Source organism: Sorangium sp. So ce385, assembly GCF_051474135.1.
GTDB classification, from domain to species: Bacteria; Myxococcota_A; Polyangia; order Polyangiales; family Polyangiaceae; genus Sorangium; species Sorangium cellulosum_D.
In genome coordinates this window covers 14,174,119-14,200,580 of the sequence record NZ_CP150337.1, presented here as the reverse complement: position 1 = coordinate 14,200,580, position 26,462 = coordinate 14,174,119, and the positions used below count along the sequence as shown (strand labels likewise).

Below are 26,462 nucleotides of genomic sequence, written 5' to 3'. Positions count from 1 at the left end.
TGTCTTGCCTGCGCCGGCGCAGGCGGTCGCGCCGCGCGTCGGTCCCCGTCAGCTCTCGTCGGGGGGCCGCCTCGCGGTGCCCTTCAGCGACTCGGCGACCACGACGAGCATCGCGGTCGCGACGATGAACACGGTCGAGATCGTGTTCAGCATCGGGTTCAGACCGACCTTCGCCATGCCGAACACCTTGATCGGCAAGGTCTCGGACTTGGGCCCGCGCGTGAAATACGTGACGATGAGCTCGTCCATCGACAGCGTGAACGACATCAGCGCACCGGAGACGATCGCGGGCAGAAGGTAAGGCACCATGATCAGGAAGAACGCCTTGACCGGCGTCGCCCCGAGGTCCAGGGCGGCCTCCTCGAGCGACGGATCGAGCCCCGCGAGCCGCGCCTGGACGGCGATGAGCACGAAGGGAAAACAGAAGGTGATGTGCGAGATGATGACCGTCGTGAAGCCGAGCTCGAGCTCCACCGTCTTGAAGAAGATGAGCAGGCTGATCCCCATGATGATCTCCGGGATGATCATGGGAATGAAGATCAGCGTGCTGATCGACCGGAGCGCGGGGAACCTGTACCGGTAGAGCAGGAAGGCGCCCGCCGTGCCGAGGACGACCGAGAACGCCGTGGTGATCGCGGCGACGATCACGCTGTTGCTCAGCGACTCGATGAGCGGCGACCGGCGCTCGTCGCTCAGGTGGGCGACGAGCTCGCCAAAGAGCTGCCGATACCACTTGAACGTGAACCCCTCCCACACCACGCTCATCCGCGAGTCGTTGAACGAGTAGGCGACGAGGAGCAGGATCGGGAGATACAGGTAAACGAGGACGAGCCCGCTCCAGCCGCAGAGGAGCAGATTCGACAGCTTGATGCCCGACATCGTCCGGAGTCGCATGCGGCGGCCTCGCAATCTACCACGATCGCCGCGCGAGCTTATCGCCTGCGGAACGCCGGTTGCAACCCGTTGCCGTGTGGTGAGGCCGACACGGCGCGGGGCGACGGGACCACGCTGGCTGACAAGCGTCGCGGCGCGAGGGCGCTCGCGCGCGGCCGCGGGCCCGCCGGCGCCCGGGTCGGCGCGCGCGGCTAGGCTAGGCCAGGTTAGGCCAGCCTAGCCTAGCCTAGGCCACGCCCCCGGCTGCCGCCGAGCCCGCGCGGCTCATCCTTTGGAACGCGCCCCGCGCCCGGCCGCGGCGGATCCTTCCGGAGAAGCCCTTGACACCGCACTCTCCTCCGCTTACCGGCCCTGCATGACCGGGTTGTCGCGCCGCCCTTCAGGTGAGGTCCCGTGAGCACTCCCCGCATTTGGACGATCGAAGAGGCGAACGCGCTCGTCCCCCGGCTATCGTCGCTGATCGGCCGGCAGCTCGCCCTGGCGAGCGATATCGAGCGCTGCTGGCAGGAGCTCGTGAAGACCGTCGAGAGCCCGGCGGCGACGCCCGATCAGCTCCTCGAGCTGGCGCGCGGCGGCAGCGAGCTGGCGCGCGCCCGCGAGCGCGAGCTCTCGGAGAAGATCGCCGCGTACGAGTCGGGGTGGCAGGAGGTCGAGGAGCTCGGCGTGGTCGTGAAGGACCAGCGGATCGGGCTCTGCGACTTCTACGGGCGCCTCGACGGCGCCCTCGTCTGGCTGTGCTGGCGCTACGGCGAGCCGGCCGTCGAGCACTACCACGGGCTCGAGGCCGGCTACGCCGGGCGAAAGCCGATCACCGCGGCCAAGCGCCGGCAGCTGCTCAACTGACGGGGCCCCGGTGATCGATCGACAGAGAGCGGCACGGGCGATCGAGGAGTTCCTCCGCGCCCTCGGGCGCGACGTCGAGGGGGAGCTCGCCGGCACGGGCGAGCGCGTCGCCGACGCGTGGGCGGACGACCTGATCGAGGGCGAGGCCATCGACGCGGCCGCGGTGCTCCGCGAGGGCGCGATGGAGACCGGCCCCTTCGAGCGCGGCCTCGTCGTCGCCCGCGACCTCTCGGTGACCACGATGTGCCCGCACCACCTCCTGCCGGGGCACGGCACCGGCGTCGTCGCCTACCTGCCGGGCGCGCGGGTCGCCGGCATCGGCACGATCGCGCACGTGCTCGACGCGCTGGCGCGGCGGCTGACCTTGCAGGAGCGCATCGGCGGGCAGCTCGTCGACCTGCTCGTCGGCGAGCTCGGCGCCCGCGGCGCCCTGTGCAAGCTCACGCTGACCCACACGTGCCTCATCGCCCGCGGCGAACGCAAGGCCGGCGCGGTCATCGAGACCGTGGCCGTCGCCGGGGTGTTCGCCGAGCCGGGCCCGGAGCGCGATCTCGCCTTCGCCGCCGCGCTCTCCGGGGGCAGGCCGTGAGCGGCGTCGCGGTCGTCACGGGGCCGAGCCGCGGCATCGGCCGCGCGGCGGCGCTCGCGCTGGCGCGCCGCGGCCTGTCCGTCGCGCTGCTCGGCCGGCCGAGCCCGCGCCTCGACGAGGTGACCGACGAGGTCCGCCGGCTCGACGTCTCCGCGCTGCCGGTCCCCTGCGACGTCGCCTCCGAGGAGCAGGTCGCGCGCGCCGCCGCCGAGGTCGTGGCGTGGCTCGGCGCGCCCCGCGTCGTCGTGAACAACGCGGGCATCGTGCGCCGTGGGACGCGGGTCCACGAGACCTCGCCCGCCGCCTGGGACGAGGTGATGGCCGTCAACCTGCGCGGCCCCTACCTCGTCTCGCGCGCCTTCCTCCCGGCCATGCTGGCGCGCGGCCGCGGCCGTCTCGTCCACGTCGGCAGCATCTCCTCGACCATCGCGTCCCCGGGCAACGCCTCGTACGCCGCCTCCAAGTGGGGCCTCGTCGGCTTCTCGAAGAGCCTGGCCGAGGAGCTGCGCGGGACGGGGCTCCAGTCCATCGCCGTGCTCCCCGGCTCGGTCGACACCGACATGCTCGCCGGCAGCGGCTTCCCCCCGCAGATGAGCGCCGACGAGGTGGCGCAGCTCATCGTGTACGCCGCGCTCGACGCCCCCGACGCCGTGACGGGCTCGGCGCTCGAGATGTTCGGCTGACGAGGCCGGCAGGGCGGCCTGCGCGCAGCGCGGGGCCAGACGCGCGCAGCGCGGGGCCAGGCGCGCGCAGCGCGGGGCCAGGCGCGCGCTGCGCGGGGCCAGGCGCGCGCTGCGCGGAGCCAGGCGCGCGGCGCGGCCAGGCGCGCGCAGCGCGGGGCCACGTGCGCGCTGCGCGATCAGGCATTCTGCCGCGCTCGATGTACGTCGCGCCGCCACACCCGACCCCCCCGCGTGCTAGCCTGAGGCTCGTGGAAACGACGCCTCCGCGACCGGGCGATCTCAACGCGGCCTTGCCCGAGCTCCCGCTGTTCCCGCTGCCGCAGACGGTGCTGTTCCCCGGCGCCCTCCTGCCGCTCCACATCTTCGAGCCGCGCTATCGGGCGCTCGTGCGCGACGCGCTCGAGACGCACCGCATCCTCTCCGTCGTCCTCATCACGGACCCCCACCCGATCGACGCGCACGGGCACCCGTCCATCGCGGGGGTGGCGGGCGCGGGCGAGATCATCGATCACGCCGAGCTGCCGGGGGGCCGCTACAACATCGTGCTGCGGGGCCGCGCCCGCGTCCGCCTGGCGGAGCGCCCGTTCGTGCCGCCGTACCGCACGGCCGCGGCGACCGTCCTCGAGGACGAGCCCGGCGAGATCTCGGCCCAGGACCACGCCGCGCTCATCTCCACCGCGGCCTCGTTCGCCTCGCTCGTCCGCGATCGCGACAGCAATTTCGAGTTCCGGCTGCCGCGCGACGCGGCCACCTCGCTCGTCGCGGACCTCTGCGCCCATCACCTGATCCTCGACGCGCGGGAGCGGCAGGCCGTGCTGGAGACGCTCGACGTCGTCGCGCGGGTGCGCCGCGTGACCGAGGCGCTCGCGCTCCAGCAGCTCGCGCTCGCCTCGGCGGCGCGCGACGTCAACTAGCGCCTCGCGCTCGCCTCTCGGCGCGCGACGCCGGCGAACCTCGCGCTCGCCGCGGCGCGACGCCCACTGACGCCGCGCGCCGCGCCGGCGCGGATGGGCTCGATTGCGCGCCGCCCGCGCGGCGCACCTGAACACGGGTCCAGAAGCGGCGCCGGAGCGGGTGCGGTCGTCCCAAGATCGAGTAGGCTGCGCCGCCTATGGCGACCTCTCGTTCAACGGAACCTTCGGCCCCGATCATCGTCAAGCACCCGGGGTGTCCCCAGTGGGGACTCGGATACCTCGTCGAGGAGCGCGACGAAAAGCGCTTCTACGATTTCGAGGACGGCCTCAATCATTCCATCGCCAAGGCTTTCTGGTCCAAGCTCGAGCCGGTGCAGCTCGGCGACGACGAGGCGAGCGCGCTCGAGGCCAGGATCCGCGGGCTCCGGGACCGGCCGTCGGCCGCCGCCAAGAAGCAGCGCGCGCGCGTGGTCGCGCCGCCGCTCACGAACTTCGACGAGCAGGTCGCGAGCTTCGAGTCGCAGTTCGAGGGCGGGTTCGGGGGCCCGCACTTCATCGCCGAGGAGCGCGGCGCCGCCGGGGCCGTCGCGGCCGAGGGCGCGAAGAAGAAGAGCAAGGCCTTCAAGCAGGGCGCCATCGAGACCGCGCGCGCGCTCCTCGGCAAGGGCGAGCTCGAGGCGCTGCTCGCCGCGGGCAACCTCGCCGATTTCATGGAGCGGATCGCCAAGGTCCACAAGGCCGCGACCGGCCTCCTGCACCCGCTCGGCGACCTCATCCCGTTCAACAAGATGCCGGCCGAGCACCACCGCGCCTATGCCGAGGCGGTCGTCGACGTGCTCTACGGCGCGGGCGACTACGCCGCCCGCTTCGACCGGCTCGCCGGCGTGCTCGCCGCGGCCAAGGTCGTCACCTGGCCGCTCGCGACGATCCTGAGCGCGCTCGTCTACCCCGAGGAGCACGTCTTCGTGAAGCCGTCGTTCTTCGAGAAGCAGGCGTCCGTGCTCGGCTTCGACCTCGCCTACGATCGCGCGCCGAGCGCCGAGGGCTACGGCCGGATGCAGGCGCTCGCGCGCGAGCTCGAGCGGCGCCTGCGCGAGCGCGGCCTCGCCCCGCGCGATCTGATGGACGTCTACGCCTTCCTCTGGCGCACGATCTCCCCGCCCAAGGTCTCCGCGAAGTCCTGACGTCCCGCGTCAGCCCGCCCCGCGCGCCGCCGCGCGGGGCGGGGCTCGACGGCCCTCGACGCCCGGCCGCGGCCCGCCTATGCGACCCCAACGAGGAGGGCTTCGCAGGAAGCGGCCGCGCTGCCCCTGCGATGCCCCGAGGAGGGTCTCGTATGAAGGCAGCCGTTCTCGAAGCCGTGAAGAAGATCGCCGTACGCAACGACGTCGCGCCGCCGCAGATCGGCCCGCGCGACGTGCTCGTCCGCGCGAAGGCGTGCGGCATCTGCGGGACCGACGTGCACATCTGGGAGGGCGATTTCTTCCCGACCTTCCCGCTGATCCCGGGGCACGAGCTCGCCGGCGAGGTGGCCGCCGTGGGCGACGAGGTCGAGGGCCTCCGGCCCGGCGACCGGGTCATGGTCGACCCGACGGTGACCTGCGAAGAGTGCCATTTCTGCATGATCAACCGGCAGAACCACTGCCTGAAGTGGAACGCGGTGGGCGTGACCCGCGACGGCGGCTTCGCCGAGCTCGTCCGCGTCCCGGCGAAGAACTGTTATCGCTTCGAGCGCGTCTCGTTCGGCGAGGCGGCGTTCTGCGAGCCGCTCGCGTGCGTCGTCTTCGGCCAGGATCGGGCGCGCATCGAGATCGGCTCGGAGGTCCTGGTGCTCGGCGCCGGCCCGATCGGCCAGCTCCACCTCCAGGCGAGCCGCGCGAACGGCGCGGCCGCGGTCACCGTGGTCGACCTCGTCGAGTCGAAGCTCGATCTGGCGCGCCAGCACGGCGCGACCGAGGTGGTCGTCGCCGACAACGCGCTCCCGGCGAAGCTCAAGAAGATCGCGCCCTACGGCTTCGACGTCGTGATCGACGCGACGGGCATCGCGCGGGTCCTCGGCGACGCGCTCCAGTACGTGAAGAACGGCGGCCGGTACCTCGTGTTCGGCGTGTGTGGTCCGCAGGACAAGATCGAGGTCTCGCCGTTCGAGATTTACCGGCGCGATCTCGAGATCATCGGCAGCTTCGCGATCAGGAGGACGTACGACCGGGCATTCAAGCTGATGGAGCGCGGGGCCGTCGACGTGAAGCGGCTCCTGTCCGAGGCGATGCCCGTCGAGGAGCTCCCGCGCGGGCTGGAGATGATGAAGAAGGGCACCGCGCCCATGAAGCTCCAGGTCGTGTTCTAGCCGCTCAGTCTCTCTTTAGCGTTCGTAGCCGCTCAGCTTCGCTTCAAAGTTCCAGCCGCTCACCTTCTCTTCCAAGGAAAAGGACGCTCTTCATGGCCATCGTGATCGGAATCGACGTCGGGACCAGCGGCCTCAAGGCCATCGCAGTCGAAACGGAGCGCGGCGCGGCGGTCGCGTCGGCGCACCGCGAATACCCGCTCTCCACGCCGCACGCCGGGTGGGCCGAGCAGGAGCCCGAGGACTTCGCCGCGGCGGCGCTGAGCGCCCTCGGCGAGCTCGCCCGCGCCCTCGGCCCGCGCCGGGACGAGGTGCGCGCGATCGGGCTGACGGGGCAGATGCACTCGGCGGTGTTGCTGGACGAGGCGCAGGCCGTCATCCGGCCGGCGATCCTGTGGTGCGACACGCGCACCACGGCCGAGTGCCAGGCGATCCACGCGAACCCGAAGGTCGGCGACGCGGGCCTCGCGCGCCTGGTCGGCAACCGCGCGCTCGAGGGGTTCACGCTGCCGAAGCTGCTCTGGCTGCGGCAGCACGAGCCCGAGGCGTTCGCGCGGGTGCGCGCGGTGCTGATGCCGAAGGACTACGTGGGGCTCAAGCTCACGGGCGAGCTCGGGACCGACGACAGCGACGCGAGCGGCACGCTGGCGTTCTCGCCGGGGGATCGCGCCTTCAGCGCCGAGCTCCTCGACGCGGTCGGGGTGCCGCGCGCGGTGTTCCCGAAGTCGGCGCCGTCGAACGCGCCGCTCGGCAAGCTCACGCCCGAGGTCGCGGCGGCGACGGGGCTGCCGGCGGGCACGCTGGTCGTGCGGGGCGCGGCGGACAACGCGGCGGGCGCGGTGGGGCTCGGCATCGTGCGCCCTGGCCGGGCGATGGCGTCGGTCGGCACGAGCGGCGTGATCCTGGCGCACACCGACACCTGGGTCGTGGAGCCCGAGATGCGGCTGCACAGCTTCTGCCACGCGGTCCCGGGCCGTTTTTACCTGATGGGGGTGATGCTCGCCGCCGGCGGCGCGCTCCGCTGGTACCGCGACGTCCTCGGCGACGGGGAGCGCATGGCGGCGGAGATCCGCAAGGTCGATCCGTACGAGATCATCTCGGACACGGCGTCGACGGCGCGCCCCGGCGCGGGCGGCGTGGTCTTCCTGCCGTACCTGATGGGCGAGCGGACGCCGCACAACGACGCGGCGGCGCGCGGCGCGTTCGTGGGGCTGAGCGCCCGGACGACGAAGGCCGACCTCTCGCGCGCGGTGCTCGAGGGCATCACGTTCGGGCTGGCGGACTCGCTGGACCTGATGCGCGGCGTGGGGCAGGCGAACGGCGCGGCGGCGGTCTCGATCGACGAGATCCGGCTGACCGGCGGCGGGGCGCGCAGCGCGTTCTGGCGGCAGCTGATGGCGGACGTGTTCGAGGCCCCGGTGGCGATCACGACGTCGACCGAGGGGCCGGCCTACGGCGCGGCGCTGCTCGGCGCGGCGGGCGCGGGGCTGTTCTCGTCGGTCGAGGAGGCGGCGGACGCGTTCGTCCATGTCGTCTCGCGGGTCGCGCCGGACCAGGCGCGCTCGGCGCGGTACCGGGAGATCCACGCGGTGTACCGCGGGCTCTACAGCGACCTGAAGGGGCGGTTCCGGGAGCTCGGGAAGCTGGCGTGAGGGACGTGAGATAGAGACGATTTAAACCACAGAGGCACAGAGGGCGCAGAGGGAGAGATTCGAATCCTCTCCTCCTTTGTGCCCTCTGTGCTTTGTGGTTCGTCCCATCGCTCTCGTTCGATTCGCCTCACGCCGCCCGCACCCACCCCCGCGCCGTCTCCTCGAAATGCTCCGCGCCGGCGATCCTGAAAATCCCGCTCTCCGCCTCCCAGAAGTTCCGCTCGATATCGATCTTGTGCCCGCTGATCCGGATCACGTTGAACGCGTTCTGCTCCCCGCGCCCGCGCGTCGAGGTCGCCGTTCCGGCCTGGATGATCAGCGACGAGTGCCCGCCGGCCTCGAACCGCTCCGCGGAGTGCCCTGTATGGCTGAGGTGCAGGTGCCCCGACAGGATGATGTCGACCCCGCAGGCCGCGATCGCCGCCATCGCCTGCCGCGCGCGCCCCACGATCGCGTGCGGCGAGTTCTCGGGCAAGTCGAACGGATGATGCGTGACCACGATCTTCGTGATCTCGGGCCCGAGCTCGCACATCCTCGCCTTGATCCCCTCGATCTGCCGCGCGTTGATGCGCCCGTCCTTGATGGTCAGCGATCGCGCGGTGTTGATGCCGAGCACGGCGAGCTCCGCGTCGAGGTGGAACGGCGAGAGATCGTCCGTGATGTGGCTCCGGTACTTGTCCAGCGGGCGAAGGAACCGGTCGAACAGGTTGTAGAGCGGGACATCGTGGTTGCCGGGCACCACGATCTGCGGCGTGGGCAGCGCGTCGAGGAAGGCGCGCGCCTCGGCGAACTCGGCGCTCCGCGCCCTCTGGGTCAGGTCGCCCGAGATCACGACCACGCTCGGCTCGATCCGCCAGATCCTGTCGATCAGCGGGCGGAGGATGGCCTTGTCGACACGGCCGAAGTGCAGGTCCGACAGGTGCACGAGCGTGCGCATGGTGAATCATCCTCCCAGCGCGGCGACGTGAGCCGTTGAGCCCTCCCGCCGTCGTGAGCCCGCGCTGATCCGGGACGACAGGGGCACGATGACGCGAAGCGCCTCAGGCCGCGTGCGGTAGCAGAGCGGCGGCTTCATCTTCAGGACCTCGCCGTCCGCGGCCACGTGCAGGCGGCGGCGCCCCGGCGCCTCCACCCGCAGCTCCGTCGTGCGCAAGATGCTGAAATCGCTCGCCTCCTGGATGCGCCCGGCGAGGGCGCTGGCGATGAGCCTGACGCTGGAGAGCCGGCTCTCCGCGTGCGCGACGCACACCCCGAGCTCGCCCGAGCTCGGCGGCCGCTGCCGGGCGAGATCGACGTCGCCGAGCTTGAAATCGTTGTTCGCGACGAACACGAACGGCGTGTCCAGCTGGAGCTCCTGCCCGTCCAGGGAGAGCCGGAGTCGGACGCGCTCATGCCGCCGGATGCCCGAGACGGTCGCCAGCGCGAGGGCGACCCACTTGTTGAGCCCGCTCCGCTTCCGGAGCGCCTCGCGGTCCCGCACGATGCTGGGATAGATGCCCAGGGTCGAGTTGTTCACGAACACACGGCCGTTGACCTCGCCCACGTCGACCCGGGCGCGCCGCCCCTCGACCAGCGTGCGCACCGCCCCCTCGAGCGTCAGCGGAACGCCGAGGTACTTGGCGAAATGGTTCACCGTCCCGAGCGGCAGCACCCCCAGCGTCTTGTCCGTGCCGGCGACCGCCGCGGCGACCGTGTTCACCGTGCCGTCGCCGCCGGCCGCCACGACGAGATCGTAGGGCTCCCGCGCCGCATAGCGGGCGAGCTCCCCCATGTGCCGGGTCTTCTCCGCGCACAGCAGATCTGCGTCAAAGCCGGTCTCCTTCAGGAGCTCCCCGAGCCGCGCGCGCTGCTCCGCCGCGCGGTTCGATCGGGAAGAGCAATTCAACAGGACTGCCACGGATCGATGCATTACCGTCGAGTTCCAGCTAGAGGCCAGGGCTCGCGCTCACCGATCCTCGATGAAGCGGATCACGCGGAGCGCTCCTCCTGTGAAGCAATCCGCGCGCCCGACCGCCGCGCCCCTCGCCCTCGCGTCGCGCCGGCGCCTGCGGCCGGCTGCGCCGCCAGCGGCGTGCCTCACCCGGCGCGGAGCGTGGCGGATCGCCACGCTCGCCTCCGCGGCCCGCACGGCGGCGCGCCGCGGCCGGCCCGGCTCAGCGCACGCCGCCCCCGGCGTCCGGCTCGCTCCGTGGCCAGGTGAAGAAGAACGTGGCGCCGGCGCCCTTCTCCGACTCGACCCACGCCCGGCCTCCCTTGCTGAGCACGATCTTCTGGACGATCGAGAGCCCGATGCCCGTCCCCTCGATGTTGTCGCGCGGGTTCAGGGTCTGAAAGATCTCCCAGACCTTCTGGTGGTACTGCGGGGCGATCCCGGGCCCGTTGTCCTTCACCGAGAACTCCCAGAGGTCGCCCAGATCCCGCCCCCGCACCTCGACGCGCGGGTCGGGGCGATCGGCATACTTCAACGCATTGCCGATCAGGTTCAGGAAGACCTGCTCGAGCGGAACCCGCTCCGCGAGGAGCGTCGGCATGCCCGCCGCGATCTCGATCGACGCGCCCTCGGGGACCGTGAGCAGCGCGAGCACGTCGTCGAGGAGCCTCCGGACCTCCACGCTCTCGGGCTTGTCGCGCACGCGCCCGGCGCGCGAGTAGCGCAGGATCCCCTCGATGAGCGCCTCGAGCCGGACCACGCGCGAGCGGAGCAGGACCATGTGCTGGCGCGTCTCCGGAGACGCCTTGTCCATGAGATCGTCCTCGATCCACTGCGACAGGTTCGCGATGGCGCGGAGCGGCGCCTTCAGATCGTGGCTCGCCACGTAGGCGAAGCGATCGAGCTCCTTGTTGCTCCGCTCGAGGGCCTGGATGAGCTGCTGCGCCCGCCGGAACAGGTGCGCGTTGTCCATCGCGATGGCGGCCTGAGCCGCGAGCCCGACCACCAGCTTCTCCGCCCGCTCGGTGAAGACGCCCCGCGCCGGGTGCCCGAAGAACAGCCCGCCGATGACGGTCCCGGAGCGAGAGACCACCGGCACGGCCAGGTAGCTGACCACCGGCAGATGGCCTTTCGGCATGCCGTGGTAAGGATCGTTGTTCCCGTAGCGCCGGTCCTGCGTGACGTCGTCGAGGCGCACCACGCCCTCTCCGTTGAAGGTGGGCGCGAACACGTCCGTGTTGCGCGGCATCGGGAACCCGGAGAAGTGCTCTCGCGGCACGCCCGAGATCGTGTAGAGCATGTAGCTCTTCCCCTCGGCGTTCGTGACGTTGTAGAAGAACGCGCCGAACTGCGCGCCGCTCAGCCGCGTGGCCGCGTCGGTCACCGCCTGCACGAGCTTCTCCAGATCGAGCTCGGCCGCGAGCTGCTTGCCGGTGAGGTTGAGCAGCTCGAGCGTCTCACCCTCTTCCTGGAGCCGGTCCTCGGTCCGCTTGCGCTCGGTGATGTCGAGCACGACGACCCCCACGCCGATGACGCCCTCGTCCATCGCCCGCACGGGCGCGTAATTGACGAGCCAGGAGCGCGGCAGGTCCGAGGCCCGCGTCCGCCCCGTCACCTCGGCGGTGAACGCCACCCCGGTCTCCAGGACGCGCCGGAGCTGGGCGACGATCGCGTCGCCCATCTCCGGGAGCAGCTCGGGGATGGTCCTGCCGAGGTGCGCCTCGAGGGGGATGCCGTTGATGTCCGCCAGCGCCTGGTTGAGCCGCACCACGCGGAGATCGCGGTCGATCACGCCGAGCCCGGCGGTCGTCGCCTGGAAGAAGGCGTCGATCAGCGCGCAGTCCGCGGACGGCTCGTGCAGCGCGTGGCGCTCCTGCTCGCGCGGCGCCGCCCCCGCTGCGCCGCGCGGCGCCGGCGCGGGCTCTGCCGTCGCGCCCTCGCCCGAAGGCGAGACCGGCTCGGCGTGCTCCCCGCTTCCCCTCTTCGATTGCGTGTTCTCCATGGACCTCGTGGAACCTGGGCTGTCCTCGGCCGAGCGTAGCGCTCGTGTGCAAACGCGTGTGCAAAGACGGCACCCGCGCCGTGCGCCGGGCCGCCGGCGCGGGTGGGCGCCGCCACGGCGTCACAGGAACGGGGCAGATCGCCGCTCCGGCTCGCGGAGCGGGATGTGCAGCTCCCGCTGGGGCACCGGGACGACGATCCCCGCCGCGTCGAGCCGCTCCTTGAAATGGCGCGTGAGCTCGATCCGCGCCGGGAAGAAGTCGGCGGGGAGAGTCCAGGCGCGGACGAGCAGGTGGACCTTCCCGTCCGCGACCTCGATCACGTCGACCGTGGGCGCCGGCTCCGGCAGCACGCGCGGCTCGCTCGAGACGACCTCGCGCAGCGCGCTGATGGCCTGCGCGATGTCGGCGGTCGCGCTGACGCCGATCGTCAGGTCCATGCGCCGGCGCTGCGCCCGGGTGAAATTCTGGATCTTGGCGGACCGGACCTTGGAGTTCGGCAGCGTGATCGGGACGCCGTCGAAGCTCGTCAGCTTGGTCTGAAACACGTCGATGGCCTCGACGATGCCCGACGTCCCGTCGACCTCGATCGCGTCGCCGACGTCGAACGGCCGGAGCACGAGCAGGACCAGCCCGGCGGCCACATCCGACAGCGTGTCCTTCAGGGCGAGCCCGATGGTCAGTCCGGCGGCGCCGAGCACCGCGAACAGGCTCTTCGTGTCGACCCCGAACCGCTCGAGCACCGCCATCGCGGTGACCGTCAGGACCGCGAGCCGGCCCACGCTGGCCAGCACGGGGACGAGGGTCACGTCGATGTGCGTCCACCGCTTGCCGAACGACCGCACGCTGCGCGCGGTCCAGGCCGCCGCGAGCCAGCCGACGATCGCGATGAGCAACGCGCTCGCGACGTCGGGCCCGTGGCTCTTCAGGAGCTCGAACGGCGTGCCCCACGTCGCAATCCCCTGCTCCACGCTGACTCTCCTCCTCGACGATGCGCGCCGGCTCGCCCTGCGCCGGGCTCTGTCGGCGCGCTGCCGTCGGGCGTCAACCGGCGAGCGCCGCGATGCGGCGGAGCCGGTGCGCCGCGAGCTCGGCGCCGTTGACGAGGCCCTGGAGGAGGTGGGCGACGGCGCTGTCCTTCGCCGCGCGGGTGGCGCGCGCCGGGCGCGCCGCGAACCACGCGAGCTCGCCGGCGGCCGCCTCGACGAGGGGTCTGCGCTCCGAGAGCCAGCGCGCGCACCACGCCGCGAGGTGCGTGTCGCCCTCGGCCGTGGCGACGTACTGGATCAGCTCGACGAGGTCGATGCCGTGGCGCATCCCGAGGAGCGTGCCGCGGTAGGACTTCTCGGCGCTCAGCAGGTGATCGGCGAGGTGGTCGCGCAGCGCCGAGAAGACGTGGCCCACCACGCTCCCGCCCGCGCTGACGGGCAGCCCGCGCTCGCCGAGGAGCGACGGGAGCTCCGACAGCGCGGCCTCCGCGTGGGTTGAGACCGCCCGCATGGCGTGCGCCGGCGGCACATCGCCGAGGCGCTCCGCCTCTACCAGCGGGTGCGTCTTCGCCGAGTGCTCCGTCTGGAACAGCTCCCGCACGAGGTTCGCGAGGAAGGCGCGCCCCTTCGGGCTCTCTTCCTGCGGTCCGGACTCGTCCCTCGCCACGCGGCCCTCGCCGTCCGGCGCCCCGTTGCCCTGAAGTTCCTGCATGGTCGTCCCCTCTCCCCTCCTCGCGCCCAGGTCAGGAGCCGCTCGCGGCGCGCCGCGCTCCTGTCCCGGTCCGCCGCGAGGTCGTCTTGCGCGAGGCGCTGCTCTTGCGCGCGCTCGACCCGGCGCCCTTGCGCGTGCTCGACCCGGCGCTCTTGCGCGCGCTCGACCCGGCGCTCTTGCGCGCGCTCGACCCGGCGCTCTTGCGCGCGCTCGACCCGGCGCTCTTGCGCGCGCTCGACCCGGCGCTCTTGCGCGCGCTCGACCCGGCGCTCTTGCGCGCGCTCGACCCGGCGCTCTTGCGCGCGCTCGACCCCGCGCTCTTCGGCGCCGCCTTCTTCGCGGCCGCGCCCTGGCCGCCGCCGGCCGCGGCGTTCCGCTTGCGGGTCGCGGCCGCCTTCTTCGCCGCCGCGCTCCGCGCCGAGGCCGGCCTCGCCTTCGAGGCGGCGCCTCCCTTGCGGCCCCCCTTCTTCGCCGGCTCCTTGTTCACCGGTTTGCCCACCCCCGAGCCCGACTTCTTCCCTCCGCCGGTCATCTTGTTGACGGTCGCCCAGGCCCGCCGCTCGGCCTCGCCCTCCGATAAGCCGCGCTTCTCGTACCCTTCCTCGATGTGCTCGGCCTGTCGCTTCTGCTTGTCCGTGTAGCTCGACTTATCGCCTCTCGGCATGGTGTCCTCCTTGGCGAGCTCGCGCCGCCGCGCGGGTCCGCTTCTCCGCTGGAAGCCCGGCTCGCCCTGTCGTGAGAAGAAGACAAGACCGTGCCTGTGGCCCGGATCCATCGAACCGCGGTGTCTGCGTCGATCAAGGAGCAACCGCTGTGCCGCCCGCGAGCGACGCGACGTCGCCTGACGCGCGTCCGGATTTCCCGTCTATTGCGGATCCAGCGCCGCGCCGGCCGGACGATGGCCGGGCGCGATCGTGGCAATCGGCCCCGGGTGATGAGGAACGCCTCAATCGCGTCGCGCGGGGAGCGCGGCGGGGCGAGGGCTCAGAGGGACTCGAGGTAGGCGACGAGATCGTCGAGCTGCGCGGAGGTCAGGCCGGAGACGTCGCCGTGATCGCGGCCGCCGCAGGCGGGATCGAAGCGATCGCGGAGCGTCGCCGCGCAGCCGTCGTGCATGAACGGCGCGCGCCCGGCGATGCCGATGAGCGAGGGCACCTGCAAGAGCTCACCGGTCCCGACATCCTCGTTCCGGTTGTTGGTGAGCATCGGGCCGCTGTGGCAGTCGGCGCAGGCCGCCTTCTTGTCGTGGAAGAGCGCCGCGCCGCGCGCGACGGCGGCCTCGTCCTCGGGCGGCGACGCCGGGAAGGCGGGCAGGCTGTCGATATAGCGGGCCATCAGGTTGATCCGCCGGGCGCCGGGCTTCGGGCCGCCCATGCGGGAGACGAACACCTCTCCCATGAGGCCGGAGAGATCCTGCATGTCGCCGCTCCAGTGGAGGGGCGCCGTCTGCAGGATGCCGCCGCCCACCGTCTGCGTCCGCCGCAGGCCCACGGGGTCGAAGTTCCACGTGTGTCCGTCCTCGTGCCCCTCGGGGTGACACGACGCGCACGCGACGGCGCTGAAGCCGTTCGGCGGGCGATGGAACATGTCGTGGCCGGTGTCTCTGGCGCTCTCGCCCGGAAGCGCGATGATGCGCCCGTCGAGCACGGCCAGGGCGGCCGGCTCGCGCAGCTGCACGACGATGGCGCCTCCGGCGGTGAACGCCACGGCGACCGGCTGCCCGCCCACCGGCTGCGAGGTGACCTCGGGGTTGCAGTTGGGGGATACGGAGTCGCGCGTCAGGTTGCCGGTGGCCGCGGTCACGACCACGTCGTTGCCGGCCCCGACCACGGCCACGCGCGCGCCGTCGGGCGATACCGCGATGTCGACCGGCAGCGAGACGTTCGGGATCGCGGCCGCGGGCGGCGCGGGGCGCTCCGTGTCGGGAGTATCCGCCGGGTCGATCCGGCTGATCGCGCCGTGCACGATGTTCCCATCGCAATCGCCTGCCTGGTAATAGCCGCCCGGGCTGAGGGTGACCTGCGACGCCATCGCACGCTGGTGCACCATCAGCGCGCCGCCCTCAGCGCGCGGCACCATGCGCCAGGCCACGGAAGGTGCGTAATCCGAGGTGCTGAACCCGCTGGAGCGGAATGCGGGGAGCGCGCGGCGCGAGAGCACCTCGCCCTCGGGGCCCACGACCAGGGTCTCGGCGGACTTGAAGCGGCTGACGAGGAGGCGGTCGCCCTCGACCACGACGTCGCGCAGGTCGGGGGCGGGGCGGATCTTCCGGACGGCGGGGCCGCCGGCGGCGGGGAGCGTCACGAGCTCGCCGCCGGCGCAGGCGACGTGGATGGCGTCGCGCGCTGCGTCGAAGGCGACCCCGCGGGGCGCGCGGCAGACCTCCCGGCGCTCGACGATCGATCGCGACGCGATGTCGAGGGTGGCCACGGCGCCGGCGCGCCGGAGCGCCACGTGGACCCGGCCGTTCGCGTCTTCGACGAGGCGCCCGGGCTCGTCCCCGCGCGCGAGCGCGACCGACGCCGGCTCGCCGCCGTCGAGGTCCACGATCCAGACGCGATCGCGGTCGGGGTCCGCCGCGACCGCCGTATGTCCGTCGGCGGCGATGAGCAGCGTTCCGCCGCTGATGGCCGGCGGCGGGACCTCCGTCACCATGATCTGCGGATCAGAGCCGTCGACGCCGAAGCCGGGCGTCGGCATGGGGTCCTCTGGCCCGCAGGCCGCGAGGAGCGACGAGAAAACGCCTGTGGAGAAGAGCCCTACCAGGACAAGAGATCGAGAAAGTCGCTGACGCATGAGGTCCTCCGTTCACCGCGCGCGCGAGCTCAGCAAGAAGGATTCCAGGGAGATGTCGAGATTTGGACGGCGGTTATCGCCGGGCGAGGCGCGCGCCGAGCGGCGCCGGCGGCCGGAGCGGGAGCCGGAGCGGGAAGGAGTGTTCTCAGGCGGGGTGCGAAGGGGGGCGCGCGCTGGGCCGCGGGGAGCGGGTTTACCGGCGGGGCTGCGCGAGGGATCGTCCATCGCCCTGGGCGGAGAGGAGCGCGCCGCGGGAGCCTCGCCGGAGGGAACTCCCGGCGCGGGCCGGCAGCTCCGCGAGACGAGGTCCTCGCGGGGAGGTCTAAAGCAGGAAACGATCGTTACGTAGGATGGCTGCCGGCCGGTGGTGTTGCGACCCGCCGGCGGACGCCTGCCTCCTGCGCCATGTCGTGCGAGGGGGGCGGGTGCCGAGCCCGTGGTTCCGGGGGCACGTCGTACGCCTGCCGCGACGAATGTCAGCAAGACAAGCCCTACACCCATGAGATCTGCTTTCAGTGCGGATTCAAATGAGCATGGCGACCCCCCGATGCTTTTGGATGCGATGCACGTCACCTTCGACACGCCAGCCGCGGAGCGCCTGGTGCAGCTCTCCGCGATCAACATCGTACGTTCGCACGAGCATCTTATTATCGGGCCTTGCCGCCTGAGCGCCGCAGAGCATGTCCGGGCGCGTGAGGAGTGGTCTTCTTCATGTGAAGAATGCTCGGAAAGAGACGATGATGGAGAAAAGTGGGATCAGCTCTATTCACCCGATCTACGCTGGCTCGCTCGGCTGTGATGCGGAACGCGGTCGCCTGCGAGGCGCCAGCGCGCACGAGCAGCATCGAGAACGGGGACGGGGGCGAGATCGACCGCGGCCGCGAGGGCTGCGAGCTCCCCTGCCGGGAGCAATCCGGCGCGGTCGAGATCAGCTGGCGCGCCGGGGCCGGCTCTGAAACGCGCGGCGGTAGGCTTGCGGGCTGGTCCCGGCCACCCGATGGAAGTGCTGCCGGAACGCCGCGACCGAGCCGAACCCGGCGCCGGACGCGACCCGCTCGATGGAGAGGGGTGTCGTCTCCAGCAGCGCCTGCGCCCGGCGGACGCGCGCCTTGAGGAGCCATTGCAGCGGCGTCGTGCCCGTCTGCTCCTTGAAATGGCGGCTTAGGGAGCGGACGCTCATCGCCGCTCGCCGCGCGATGTCGCCGAGGGAGAGCTCGTCGTGCAGGTGCGCTTCCAGCCACTCCAGCACTCGGCTCAGCGAGACATGCTCCGTCGGAGGGGGCGCTCGCTCGATGAACTGAGCTTGGCCGCCGTCGCGCTCGAGCGGCATGACGGACAGGCGCGCCGCCGTGGCGGCCACGGCTGCCCCGTAGTCGCGCCTCACGATGTGCAGGCACAGGTCGAGCGCGGCGGCCGCGCCGGCCGACGTCAGCACCTTGCCCTCGTCGACATAGAGGACGCTGGGGTCCACGGACACCCGCGGAAAGCGCCTCGCGAGCTCCTCGGCGGCGAGCCAGTGCGTGGTCGCCCGCTTGCCGTCGAGCAGCCCCGTCGCGGCGAGCAAGAACGCGCCGCTGCAGATCGAGGCCACGCGCGCTCCCCCCTCGGCGGCTCGTCGGACGGCGCGGATCAGAGGCTCCGGGACCTGCCGACCGACGTCCGCGATGCCCGGAAGGATGATCGTGTCGGCCTTGCGCAGGGCCGACAGCCCCTGCCGGACCCGCATCCGGAATCGCCCGGCGTCGATGTCGCGCTTCACGCCGCAGACCTGCACCTGGTACCCCGGGCGCCCGCTCGCGAGGCGTACGCGCTCGAACACCTCGATCGGCGTCGAGAGATCGAAGGCGACCACCCCGTCCAGCGCGACGATCACCACCCGATGCATGGCGCCATCATGGCGCGCTCCTCTTTTCCCGACAACCGCAGCGGCCGCGACGACAGCGATCCCTGCCGGCTCGCCGCAGCATCGTCTCCGCCTGGGTCCATCCCCCAGCCGCGGTGGCCCCACGACCTCGCAATGCGGCGGCGATCCCGCTCTCACAAGGCACGACGCTGGCCAGATCCTGTCGATCATTGTCGTTTTCGCCGCTCGCGCAGAGGGCGCCCGTCCTCCAGACTGGCGTCGGCGTGGAGTCCCGGACGTCAGCCCCGGACGCCGCCACGCACCACGGAGAGGCTGGACCCCGAGCTGCCTCCGAGGCTTGAACGCTGGATTAGCGACCTCTGGCAGAAGGCGTACCGATGATCGCGTATCGATGCATTCTCGTGCTCAAGTTCCTGAGCGTCATGGGATATGCCGGCGGCGCCGCCGGCGCTTTCCTGTGCGAAGATCCCGCCGCGCGGAGGCGCGCCGTGCACCGCGTCGCGTCGCCCAGCCTGCTGGCGACGTGGCTGTCTGGATACGCGCTCTTGGTCCTGAACGGCTGGCCGCTGTTCGAGCTCTGGGTCGCAGGAGCGCTGCTCCTGTCGCTCGTCGCCAACGCCGCGCTTGTCTACTGCGTCAGCCGAGAGCGAAGGGATCTCTCTGCGTTCCTTGGGTCCGCGCTGCCCGTGGTCTGCGTCGTGGTGTTGATGGTGGTCAAGCCGACCTGGGCGCAGGTGCGGCCATGAACGAGCGCCGGACCCTCCGGATCGCGAGCATCGTCGAGGGAGCCTCTCTCCTGCTGCTGCTGCTCGTGGCGATGCCGCTGAAATACGCGCTTGGCTACCCCGTCGCGGTGCGCATCGCCGGGAGCGTGCACGGCGTGCTCTTCCTGGCGATGCTCTCCGCGGCCTTCCGGGCGGCGCTCGAGCGCGCTCTGTCCGGCCGGGCCGTGGTCAGCGTGCTCGCGCTGTCCGTCGTCCCGTTCGGGTTCGTCGTCGCGGACCGGATCCTGCGGGGCCGAGAACGGGCGTAGACAACGGGGGCGGCACGTCGCCGGCGGCGAGCTCGAGCGCGAGCTCGCCGCCGTCCGCCGCCCGCAGCAGGCCGCCGTCAGCGGTAGGCGCTGCCGAAGCCCATCTCGTGCTCGATCTTGACCAGCTTGTTGTACAGGCCGATCACGAGCAGCGACGGCGCCCACTGGCCGATGAAGTTCGCGATCTGCTTCTTGCCGGCCAGCATGCAGCCGGCCGAGACCACCATCGAGCCGATCGCCAGCCCGAGATAGGCGCCGGACGGAACCCTGCCAGTCCGCTCCTCGATCTTCGTGGTGATCTTGCCCTCTTCCTTCTGCATGATGGGTTCGGTCGTCGTCATCGTGGATCTCCTCCCGCGGCGCCGGGCCGGCGCTGCGCTTGCCGCCGCGAGCCGGTGCGACGACCGGGCCAGAAACGAGGGCGCCCGGACGAGAACAAACCGCGCAGCGCTCTCCCCTCGATCCGGCGCCGCGGCCCGCCGCGATTCGCGGCGATCGCCAGCCCGGCGAGGCGCAGGGCCGCCGCACCAACGTGGCTGGCGGGCGCGATCGCGCCCCGCGCTCACTGCCACGCCGGTGCACACGCCGGCCGGCCAAACCGCGCTTCCGACGGCCCGGCTGCCTCGAGCGCAGGCCCGGGCGCCCGACCCGCTCAGACCCGCGCCGTCACCGCGCGCAGCAGCTGCCGCTGCGCCGCCGCGAACACGAGGAGCACGGGCAGGCTCAGGATCACGTTGCCCGCCATCACGAGGTGCCAGCGGACCCCCGTCCCCTGCTCCCGCAGGAGGGCGATCGCGAGCGGCAACGTGCGCACCCGATCATCCGTCGTCATGACGAGCGGCCAGAAGTAATCGTTGTAGTGAAAGACGAAGCTGAACAGGAACAGCGCCGAGAGCGTCGGCCGGAGCATCGGGCCGAGGATCAGGTAAACGATCCTGAGCTCGCCCGCCCCATCCATCCTGGCCGCCTCGATGATCTCGTCAGGCACCGAGAGCAGCGCCTGGCGCACGAGGAACGTCCCGAGCGCGCTGACCCCGAAGGGGAGGATCAGCGCCGCGAACGTGTTCACGAGGCCGGCCGCGCCGAGCATCGTGAAGACCGGCACGAACGTCACCTGCGCCGGGATGAGCAGGCACGAGAGCACGAGGACGAACGCGGCGCTCCGCCCGACGAACCTGAGCTTCGCGAGGGCATAGCCGGCCGGGAGCGCCAGCGCGATCTGCAAGAGCGCGATGGCCGTCGCCATGAACACGGTGTTGGCGAAATACCGCATCACCGGCACCGCCTGGAGCACCTCGCGGTACGCGCCGAGCTGGATCGCCTGCGGCAACGGGTACGCCGGAGCGCGGGTGATCTCGGGGAGCGTCTTCAGCGAGGTGATCGTCATCCACACGTAGGGCCCGAGCCACACGACGGCCACGGCGAGGAGCACGAGGTCCGAGACGAGCCGGCGCGCGCGCGCGCTGAAGAGCCCCGCGCCCGCGCCGCCGCCGCGCCCCGCCGTCACGACGGCCGCCTCCCCTCGCGCGGCACGCCCGCGCGGAGCGCCCAGAGCTGCAGGACCGTCAAGAGGAGCAAGAACCCGAAGAAGATCACGATCATCGCGCTCGCCCGGCCGACCCGCAGGTTCACGAAGACGTGCTCGTAGATGGCGTAGACGAAGAGGGTCGTCGACTTGACCGGCCCGCCCTGCGTCATCACGCGGATCACGTCGAACGCCTGGAAGGAGAGGATGAGGCTCGTCGTCGCCACGAACGCGGCGCTCGGGCGGAGCAGCGGCCACGTCACGTGGCGGAACCGCCGCCACGGGCCGGCGCCGTCGAGCGCCGCCGCCTCGTGCAGCGCGCGGGGGATGTCCTGCAGGCCCGCCAGGAAGATGACCATCGCATACCCCGTGATCTTCCAGACGCTCACCGCGGCCAGCGCGAGCAGCGCCGACCGGGGATCGCCGAGCCAGCTCATCGCCGGAAGGCCGAGCCCGCGGAGCGCCGCCGAGAAGATGCCCTCGGCGTCGAGGATCCACATCCAGAGCAGCGCCACCGCGACCCACGACACGACATAGGCGCTGAACACCGCGCCCCGCACGAAGGCGTAGACCGGCCCCGGCCGATCGAGCGCCACGGCCAGCGCGAGCCCGAGCGAGCCGGAGAGCGTCACCACGACGGCGCTGTAGCCGAGCGTGCGGAGCAACGCGCCGGCGAGCTCGCCGCTCTCGGCGAGCACCTCGTAGTTCCGCAGCCCGACGTACCGCGGCGGCGTGAGCAGATCCCACGCGTAGAAGCTGTTCTTCGCCGCGAGCAGGAGCGGGACCAGGAAGAACACGGCGAGGAAGGCCGCGGTCGGCAGGAGGAGCAGGTACGGCGAGAGGGGGTGCTTGGGCTTCATCGCTCGCGCGCCGCGCGGACGGCCTCGGAGAGGGTCTCGGCGGCGTCGCGCGGGGCGAGCACCGCCTCTTCGAGCCGGGGCTGCACCGCCTCGCGCTGGACGCGGAACAGGTCCGGCGACCAGGGCCAGGGCGCGGCGTGCGCGAGCTGGTCCACGGCGACGCGATCGTTCGGGTGCGCGGCGTAGTAGCCGTCCCGCGTGAGCGCCTCGAGGCCGCGCCGCGAGACGGGCATGTAGCCCGTGCGCGTCGCCCACGCGTTCGCCTGCGCCGGCTCCATCATCCAGCGCAGGAACGCGAACGCCGCCTCCTGCGCCGCCGGCGCCGCGCCCCGCGGCATCACGAACATCGTCCCGCCCGTGGGCACCGAGGCGCGCACGTCGCGCGGCAGCGGGGCCGCGCCGACCTCGAACCTCCCCGCGCCCGCCTGGCCCGCGTTGTCCTCCAGGTACCGGAGGAACGCGGTCGAGGTCCAGATCATCGCGACCCGGCCCGAGAGGAAGTCGGTGTTGGTCACCTGCCACGCGTTGTAGTCGCGCCCCGGCGGCGGCTTCATCGTGCGGTCCTCGTGCACGAGCGCCTGCCAGAACCGGAGCGCGCGCACGCCCGCCTCGCCGCCGAACGCCGGCGCGCCGTCCGGGCCGAGGAGCTCGCCGCCCGCCTGCCCCACGAGCGCCGCCCAGAACCACCAATCGATCGGGCACTCGAACCCCCAGCGCCGCGTCCCGCCGCCGTCGCGCACGACGAGCCGCGCCGCGGTCTGACGGAGCTCGTCCCAGGTCGACGGCGGCGACAGCCCGAGCTCGCGGAACACGTCGCGGTTGTAGTAGGCGATCGGCGTCGAGCGGTTGAACGGCAGGCACACGAGCGGGCGCTCGCCCCCGCCGACGAACGTGCCCGCCTGGCCGAGCGCCTCGACGACGTCGAGGCCGCCGTGCCCGGCGCCGGGCGCGCCGAGGAACCGCTCCAGCGGCTCGAGCACGCCCGCCTCGGCCAGGTAGGGCACCACCTCGCCGACCACGTGCGTCAGCGCGGGCGCCGCGCGCGCCGCGAGCGCGGTGCGCAGCTTGGCGAGCGCCTCGAAGTAGTCGCCCTGGTACACCGCGTCGATGCGGTAGCGCCCCTGCTCGCGGTGGAACTGATCGACGAGCGACAGGAGCACCTCGCGGTTCTTGCCGCCGTAGGCGAACCACAGCGAGGCCTCGATGCGCCCGTCGGGCGCGCGCCGCGCGCAGCCGGTCGCGCCGGTCGCGGCCGCGGCGATCGACGCGGCGAGCGCCCGGAGCGCGTCGCGCCGCGAGCAGGCGGCGCTCGCCCAGGGCCCCGCGCGGCCCCCTCCGCTCATGACGCGCCCCCCGGCGGGGCGATCCGCGCGCCGGAGCCCGCGTCGAACCAGAGCACGGCGCCCGGGTCGAGCCGCGCGCGCACCGCCTCCCCCGGCGCGGGCGTCGCGAAGCCGTGCGCCCGCGCGCGCAGCCGCGCGCCGCCGGCCTCGAGGTACAGGAACGTCTCGGCGCCGAGCGGCTCGGCGACAACGACGCGCGCCTCGACCTCCACCTCGCCCCGCGCCCCGTCGCCCGCGGCCCCGGCGCCGCCCCACGCCGCCGCGTCGCCCTGCGCCCCCGGCGCGACGCGCAGGTGCTCGGGCCGCACGCCCGCGATGACCCGGTCCGGGAGCGCCACCCCCGGCGGGGCGGGCAGCGAGAGCGCCGCGCTCGCGTACCGATCGCCGGCGCGCTCGAGCGGGACCAGGTTGATCGCCGGCGTGCCCAGGAAGCCGGCCACGAAGGTGTTCGCCGGCGCCTCGTAGATGGCGCGCGGCGGGCCGACCTGCTGGAGCTCGCCGGCGCGCAGCACGGCGATGCGGTCGCCCATGGTCATGGCCTCGATCTGGTCGTGGGTCACGTAGACCGACGTCGTGCCGAGGCGGCGCACGAGCGCCGCGAGCTCGACCCGGAGCTCGGCGCGCAGCGCGGCGTCGAGGTTCGAGAGCGGCTCGTCGAAGAGGAACGCCGCGGGCGCGCGCACGATCGCGCGGCCCATGGCCACGCGCTGGCGCTCGCCGCCCGAGAGCTCGCCGGGGCGGCGATCGAGCAGGTGGCCGATGCCGAGCAGCGCCGCCGCCTCCTCCACGCGGCGCGCCCGCTCCACCTTCGCGACCCCGCGCATCCGGAGCGGGAAGCCCATGATGTCGCGCGCGGTCATGTGCGGGTACAGGGCGTAGCCCTGGAAGACCATGGCGACGTCGCGGTCCTCGGGCGCGACGCGGCTGACGTCGCGCCCGCCGATCGAGACCGTGCCGCCGTCGGGGCTGTCGAGGCCCGCGATCAGCCGGAGCGCCGTGGATTTGCCGCAGCCGGAGGGCCCGACGAGGACGAGCAGCTCGCCGTCCTCGACCTCGAGGTCCAGGCCGGCGAGGGCGGGGCGCGCGGCGCCCGGGAAGCGTCGGATCAGGCCGCGGAGCGAGAGGGTGGCCATGGCGGCAGCTCAGGTGTCGAGCAGGACGAGCCCCGGGATCGAGCCCGCGACCGCGAGCAGCTTCGGGCTCGGGGCGACCGCGACGGGCACCCGGGCCGTCCTCAGCAGGGCGGCGTCGTACGCGCTGTCGCCGAACGCCGCAAGCACGGCGAGCGCGGGGAACAGGCGCTCGAGCGCGCGCGTCTTGCCGTCGCCGTAGGTCGGGGGCGCGGCGAGCTCCGCGGCGAGCCGGCCCTCGCGGACGGCCGGGGTCATGGCGGCGATCCGCTCGGGGGCGATGCCGAGCCGCCGGACGGCGCGCTCGATCACGGCGCGCGGGGAGGCGGAGACGACGTACACAGGGGCGCCGCGCGACCGCGCCCAGTCGAGGATCGGCAGCAGCGCCGGCCGGATCCGCCCCGCGTGGCCCTTCTCCTCGAGCACGCGGTCGATCAGGGCGGCGAGCTCGTCCTCGCGCCACCCGGCGAAGGCCCAGGCCATCATCGCGAAGGCCCGGTCCTCCGGGTAGCGCTCGGCGGCGAACGCCGCGTAGAGCGCGCTCGCGAGCTCGTGCGCGCCGCCCTCCGCGGCGACGCCGAACGCCTCCGCCTCGCGCCGCAGCGCCGCCTCGGCCTCGGGCCGCGCGCAGCGGCCGGCGAGGAACGCCTCGAACAGGTCGAAGCCGACGTCGCCCTCCCAGAGGGTGCCGTCCGCGTCGAACGCGAGGGCGGCGCCCGGGCCGAGGGCGGCGTGCGCGGCCTCGATCCGCCGCAGGATGTCGCTCGTGCTCTCGCGAGGGATGGGCGCCGCGCTGCCGCCCTGGTGTGCCGCTGTCATGGTCTCCCCGGGGCCGGACGCCGAGTCCGGCCGAGGGCTACGCCTACTGCGGCGCGCGCGTCGCGTCACGCCTGTCAACGTCCTGTCACGCGGCCGGCGGCCGGTGTCACGCGGCCGGCGGCCGGTCGTGGTGAGCCGTCAGCGCGCCTTCTCGAAGAGGGAGCGGTGCAGCACCGCGACCGCGGCCGCGACGCTCGCGTCCTCGATGACCATCGACAGGTTGATGCTGCCCATGGCGTAGCTCAGCATCTCGACGTTGACGCCGGCCTCGGCCATCGCCTCGAGCACCTGCGCGGCGACGCCCTTCTGCTTGGGCAGGCCCTTGCCGACGACGACGAGCGTCGTCCGGTTGGGCAGCACCTCGCAGGCGCCGAACCCCTCGAGCTCGGGCAGCGCGCGGCTGAGCTTCCCGAGGTCGTCGGTGGTCATCGAGACCGACACCTCGGACGTGGTGATCACGTCGATCACCACCTCGTGCCGGGCCAGCACGGCGAGGACCTGCGCGAGGAAGCCGACCTCGCCGAACATCCGGGTCGAGCTGATCTTGAGCACGACCTGCCGCTCGCGGTACGCGATGCTGGTCACGGCCGGGGACCCGGCCTCGGTGTTGAAGCCGATGACCGTGCCGGGGTGATCCGGCCGGTTCGTGTTGAGCACCCGCACCGGGATGCCCTTCTCCATGGCGGGCAGGAGCGTGGAGGGGTGCAGGACGCGGGAGCCGAAGAACGCGAGCTCGGCGGCCTCGTCGAAGCGCATCGTGGGGATGTTCCGGGCCGTCTTCACGACGCTCGGGTCGGCGGTCATCACGCCGTCGGTGTCGCTCCAGATCTGCGCCTCCTCGGCGCCGAGGCCCGCGGCGAGCAGCGTGGCCGTGAGGTCGCTCCCGTTGCGGCCGACGGTCGTGATCTCGCCGGCCTCGTTGCGGCCGACGAAGCCGGTGACGATCGGGACGACGCCCTCGGGGACGCGCTCGGCGAACATGGCCTTCACGCGGGCGTCGAAGCCGGGCAGCGGGCGCGCGCGGCCGAAGCTCGAGTCGGTGATGAAGCCGAGGTCCCAGACGTCGTACGCGCGGGCCGGCACGCCGCTCCGCGCGAAGAAGTCCGCGATGCAGCGCACGGACATGCGCTCCCCGAAGCTCGCGATGTAGTCGAGGCTCCTCGGGCTGAGCTCCTTGACGAGGCTGATGCCGCGCAGGAGATCCGCGATCTCCTCGTAGAAGGGCGCGAGGAGCTCGGGCGCGCAGCCGAGCGCCTCGGCGACGGCGCGCTGCTTGGACACCGGGACGGAGGGGTCGTACTTCCCGGTGGCGGCGAGCTTGGCGGCGTTGATCAGCGCGTCGGTCATGCCCTTGTGGGCGGAGCTCACGACGACGGGGCGGCGGTCCAGACGGGCTCGGACGATGTGAAGGACCTTCTCGATCTGCGCGCGGCTCTCGACCGAGCTGCCGCCGAACTTCATGACGATCATTGCGCGTGCCTCCATGGGCCTGCCGGCCCGGTGGGCGCGGAAGGATAGTCGGGACCGGCGGTTAGGCGAGCC

General features: G+C 72.6%; 26 protein-coding genes. 10 read left to right on the top strand and 16 right to left on the bottom strand.

Features of this window, described 5'->3' with window-relative positions; translation table 11 throughout:
• Positions 1-48 precede the first annotated feature (48 nt).
• Positions 49-894, bottom strand: a complete 846-nt coding sequence (locus WME83_RS52015; protein WP_437317150.1) for an ABC transporter permease — start codon at positions 892-894, stop codon at positions 49-51.
• Positions 895-1,287: 393 nt separating this feature from the next.
• Here WME83_RS52015 and WME83_RS52010 point away from each other — a divergent pair, with 393 nt between their 5' ends.
• The 7 genes from WME83_RS52010 to xylB all read left to right on the top strand — a co-directional run bounded on the left by WME83_RS52010 (position 1,288) and on the right by xylB (position 7,919).
• Entirely contained in the window at positions 1,288-1,737 is a 450-nt protein-coding gene (locus tag WME83_RS52010; protein ID WP_437317149.1) for a DUF2203 domain-containing protein, read from the top strand.
• 10 nt (positions 1,738-1,747) lie between these two features.
• A complete protein-coding gene (gene folE / locus WME83_RS52005) occupies positions 1,748-2,326 on the top strand; it encodes a GTP cyclohydrolase I (RefSeq protein ID WP_437317148.1) in 579 nt (192 codons plus the stop codon).
• Positions 2,323-3,009: an SDR family NAD(P)-dependent oxidoreductase gene (locus tag WME83_RS52000; protein ID WP_437317147.1), complete on the top strand. Its 687-nt coding sequence runs from the start codon at positions 2,323-2,325 to the stop codon at positions 3,007-3,009. Before folE ends, WME83_RS52000 begins: the two co-directional genes overlap by 4 nt.
• A 248-nt stretch (positions 3,010-3,257) precedes the next feature.
• Complete coding sequence (locus WME83_RS51995; protein WP_437317146.1) at positions 3,258-3,923, top strand: LON peptidase substrate-binding domain-containing protein; 666 nt, start codon at positions 3,258-3,260, stop codon at positions 3,921-3,923.
• A 197-nt stretch (positions 3,924-4,120) separates the two neighbouring features.
• On the top strand, positions 4,121-5,107 hold the full coding sequence (locus WME83_RS51990) for a hypothetical protein (protein WP_437317145.1): 987 nt from the start codon (positions 4,121-4,123) through the stop codon (positions 5,105-5,107).
• Between the two features lie 152 nt (positions 5,108-5,259).
• Positions 5,260-6,270 (top strand): zinc-dependent alcohol dehydrogenase family protein, encoded by a 1,011-nt coding sequence (locus tag WME83_RS51985; protein ID WP_437317144.1) that lies wholly within the window; start codon positions 5,260-5,262, stop codon positions 6,268-6,270.
• A gap of 92 nt (positions 6,271-6,362) precedes the next feature.
• Entirely contained in the window at positions 6,363-7,919 is a 1,557-nt protein-coding gene (gene xylB / locus WME83_RS51980) for a xylulokinase (RefSeq protein WP_061627510.1), read from the top strand.
• Between the two features lie 127 nt (positions 7,920-8,046).
• On the opposite strand, the gene WME83_RS51975 is transcribed toward xylB, so the two are convergent.
• The 7 genes from WME83_RS51975 to WME83_RS51945 form a co-directional block, all read right to left on the bottom strand.
• Complete coding sequence (locus WME83_RS51975; protein WP_437317143.1) at positions 8,047-8,856, bottom strand: metallophosphoesterase family protein; 810 nt, start codon at positions 8,854-8,856, stop codon at positions 8,047-8,049.
• A 6-nt stretch (positions 8,857-8,862) separates the two neighbouring features.
• Positions 8,863-9,816 carry a diacylglycerol/lipid kinase family protein gene (locus tag WME83_RS51970; RefSeq protein WP_437317142.1) on the bottom strand — a complete coding sequence of 318 codons (954 nt, stop codon included), beginning with the start codon at positions 9,814-9,816 and terminating at the stop codon, positions 8,863-8,865.
• Positions 9,817-10,072: 256 nt separating this feature from the next.
• Positions 10,073-11,851 (bottom strand): sensor histidine kinase, encoded by a 1,779-nt coding sequence (locus WME83_RS51965; protein ID WP_437317141.1) that lies wholly within the window; start codon positions 11,849-11,851, stop codon positions 10,073-10,075.
• 120 nt (positions 11,852-11,971) lie between these two features.
• Positions 11,972-12,820 (bottom strand): mechanosensitive ion channel family protein, encoded by an 849-nt coding sequence (locus tag WME83_RS51960; RefSeq protein WP_437317140.1) that lies wholly within the window; start codon positions 12,818-12,820, stop codon positions 11,972-11,974.
• 73 nt (positions 12,821-12,893) lie between these two features.
• Entirely contained in the window at positions 12,894-13,550 is a 657-nt protein-coding gene (locus WME83_RS51955) for a hypothetical protein (RefSeq protein ID WP_437317139.1), read from the bottom strand.
• Between the two features lie 31 nt (positions 13,551-13,581).
• Positions 13,582-14,214 carry a hypothetical protein gene (locus tag WME83_RS51950; protein ID WP_437317138.1) on the bottom strand — a complete coding sequence of 211 codons (633 nt, stop codon included), beginning with the start codon at positions 14,212-14,214 and terminating at the stop codon, positions 13,582-13,584.
• A gap of 320 nt (positions 14,215-14,534) precedes the next feature.
• Complete coding sequence (locus WME83_RS51945) at positions 14,535-16,250, bottom strand: cytochrome-c peroxidase (RefSeq protein ID WP_437317137.1); 1,716 nt, start codon at positions 16,248-16,250, stop codon at positions 14,535-14,537.
• A 595-nt stretch (positions 16,251-16,845) separates the two neighbouring features.
• Between WME83_RS51945 and WME83_RS51940 the strand changes: the two genes are divergently transcribed.
• Positions 16,846-17,145, top strand: a complete 300-nt coding sequence (locus tag WME83_RS51940; protein WP_437317136.1) for a hypothetical protein — start codon at positions 16,846-16,848, stop codon at positions 17,143-17,145.
• 129 nt (positions 17,146-17,274) lie between these two features.
• Here the strand turns inward: WME83_RS51940 and WME83_RS51935 are convergent, their stop codons facing one another.
• A complete protein-coding gene (locus tag WME83_RS51935) occupies positions 17,275-18,231 on the bottom strand; it encodes a GlxA family transcriptional regulator (protein ID WP_437317135.1) in 957 nt (318 codons plus the stop codon).
• Positions 18,232-18,587: 356 nt separating this feature from the next.
• On the opposite strand from WME83_RS51935, the gene WME83_RS51930 reads away from it, so the two are divergent.
• On the top strand, positions 18,588-18,956 hold the full coding sequence (locus WME83_RS51930; RefSeq protein ID WP_437317134.1) for a hypothetical protein: 369 nt from the start codon (positions 18,588-18,590) through the stop codon (positions 18,954-18,956).
• Positions 18,953-19,243 carry a DUF3817 domain-containing protein gene (locus tag WME83_RS51925; protein ID WP_437317133.1) on the top strand — a complete coding sequence of 97 codons (291 nt, stop codon included), beginning with the start codon at positions 18,953-18,955 and terminating at the stop codon, positions 19,241-19,243. Before WME83_RS51930 ends, WME83_RS51925 begins: the two co-directional genes overlap by 4 nt.
• Positions 19,244-19,320: 77 nt before the next feature.
• Here the strand turns inward: WME83_RS51925 and WME83_RS51920 are convergent, their stop codons facing one another.
• The 7 genes from WME83_RS51920 to WME83_RS51890 all read right to left on the bottom strand — a co-directional run bounded on the left by WME83_RS51920 (position 19,321) and on the right by WME83_RS51890 (position 26,390).
• The gene (locus WME83_RS51920) at positions 19,321-19,584 is read right to left on the bottom strand and encodes a hypothetical protein (protein WP_437317132.1); all 264 of its coding nucleotides are present in this window, start codon (positions 19,582-19,584) and stop codon (positions 19,321-19,323) included.
• A 311-nt stretch (positions 19,585-19,895) separates the two neighbouring features.
• The gene (locus WME83_RS51915; protein ID WP_437317131.1) at positions 19,896-20,750 is read right to left on the bottom strand and encodes a carbohydrate ABC transporter permease; all 855 of its coding nucleotides are present in this window, start codon (positions 20,748-20,750) and stop codon (positions 19,896-19,898) included.
• Entirely contained in the window at positions 20,747-21,628 is an 882-nt protein-coding gene (locus WME83_RS51910; RefSeq protein ID WP_437317130.1) for a carbohydrate ABC transporter permease, read from the bottom strand. The genes WME83_RS51915 and WME83_RS51910 overlap by 4 nt, the downstream gene beginning before the upstream one ends.
• Entirely contained in the window at positions 21,625-22,971 is a 1,347-nt protein-coding gene (locus WME83_RS51905; protein WP_437317129.1) for an ABC transporter substrate-binding protein, read from the bottom strand. The genes WME83_RS51910 and WME83_RS51905 overlap by 4 nt, the downstream gene beginning before the upstream one ends.
• The gene (locus WME83_RS51900) at positions 22,968-24,104 is read right to left on the bottom strand and encodes an ABC transporter ATP-binding protein (RefSeq protein WP_437317128.1); all 1,137 of its coding nucleotides are present in this window, start codon (positions 24,102-24,104) and stop codon (positions 22,968-22,970) included. Before WME83_RS51900 ends, WME83_RS51905 begins: the two co-directional genes overlap by 4 nt.
• 9 nt (positions 24,105-24,113) lie before the next feature.
• Positions 24,114-24,920: an HAD family hydrolase gene (locus tag WME83_RS51895; RefSeq protein WP_437317127.1), complete on the bottom strand. Its 807-nt coding sequence runs from the start codon at positions 24,918-24,920 to the stop codon at positions 24,114-24,116.
• 138 nt (positions 24,921-25,058) lie between these two features.
• Complete coding sequence (locus WME83_RS51890; RefSeq protein ID WP_437317126.1) at positions 25,059-26,390, bottom strand: aspartate kinase; 1,332 nt, start codon at positions 26,388-26,390, stop codon at positions 25,059-25,061.
• Between the last annotated feature and the right edge of the window lie 72 nt (positions 26,391-26,462).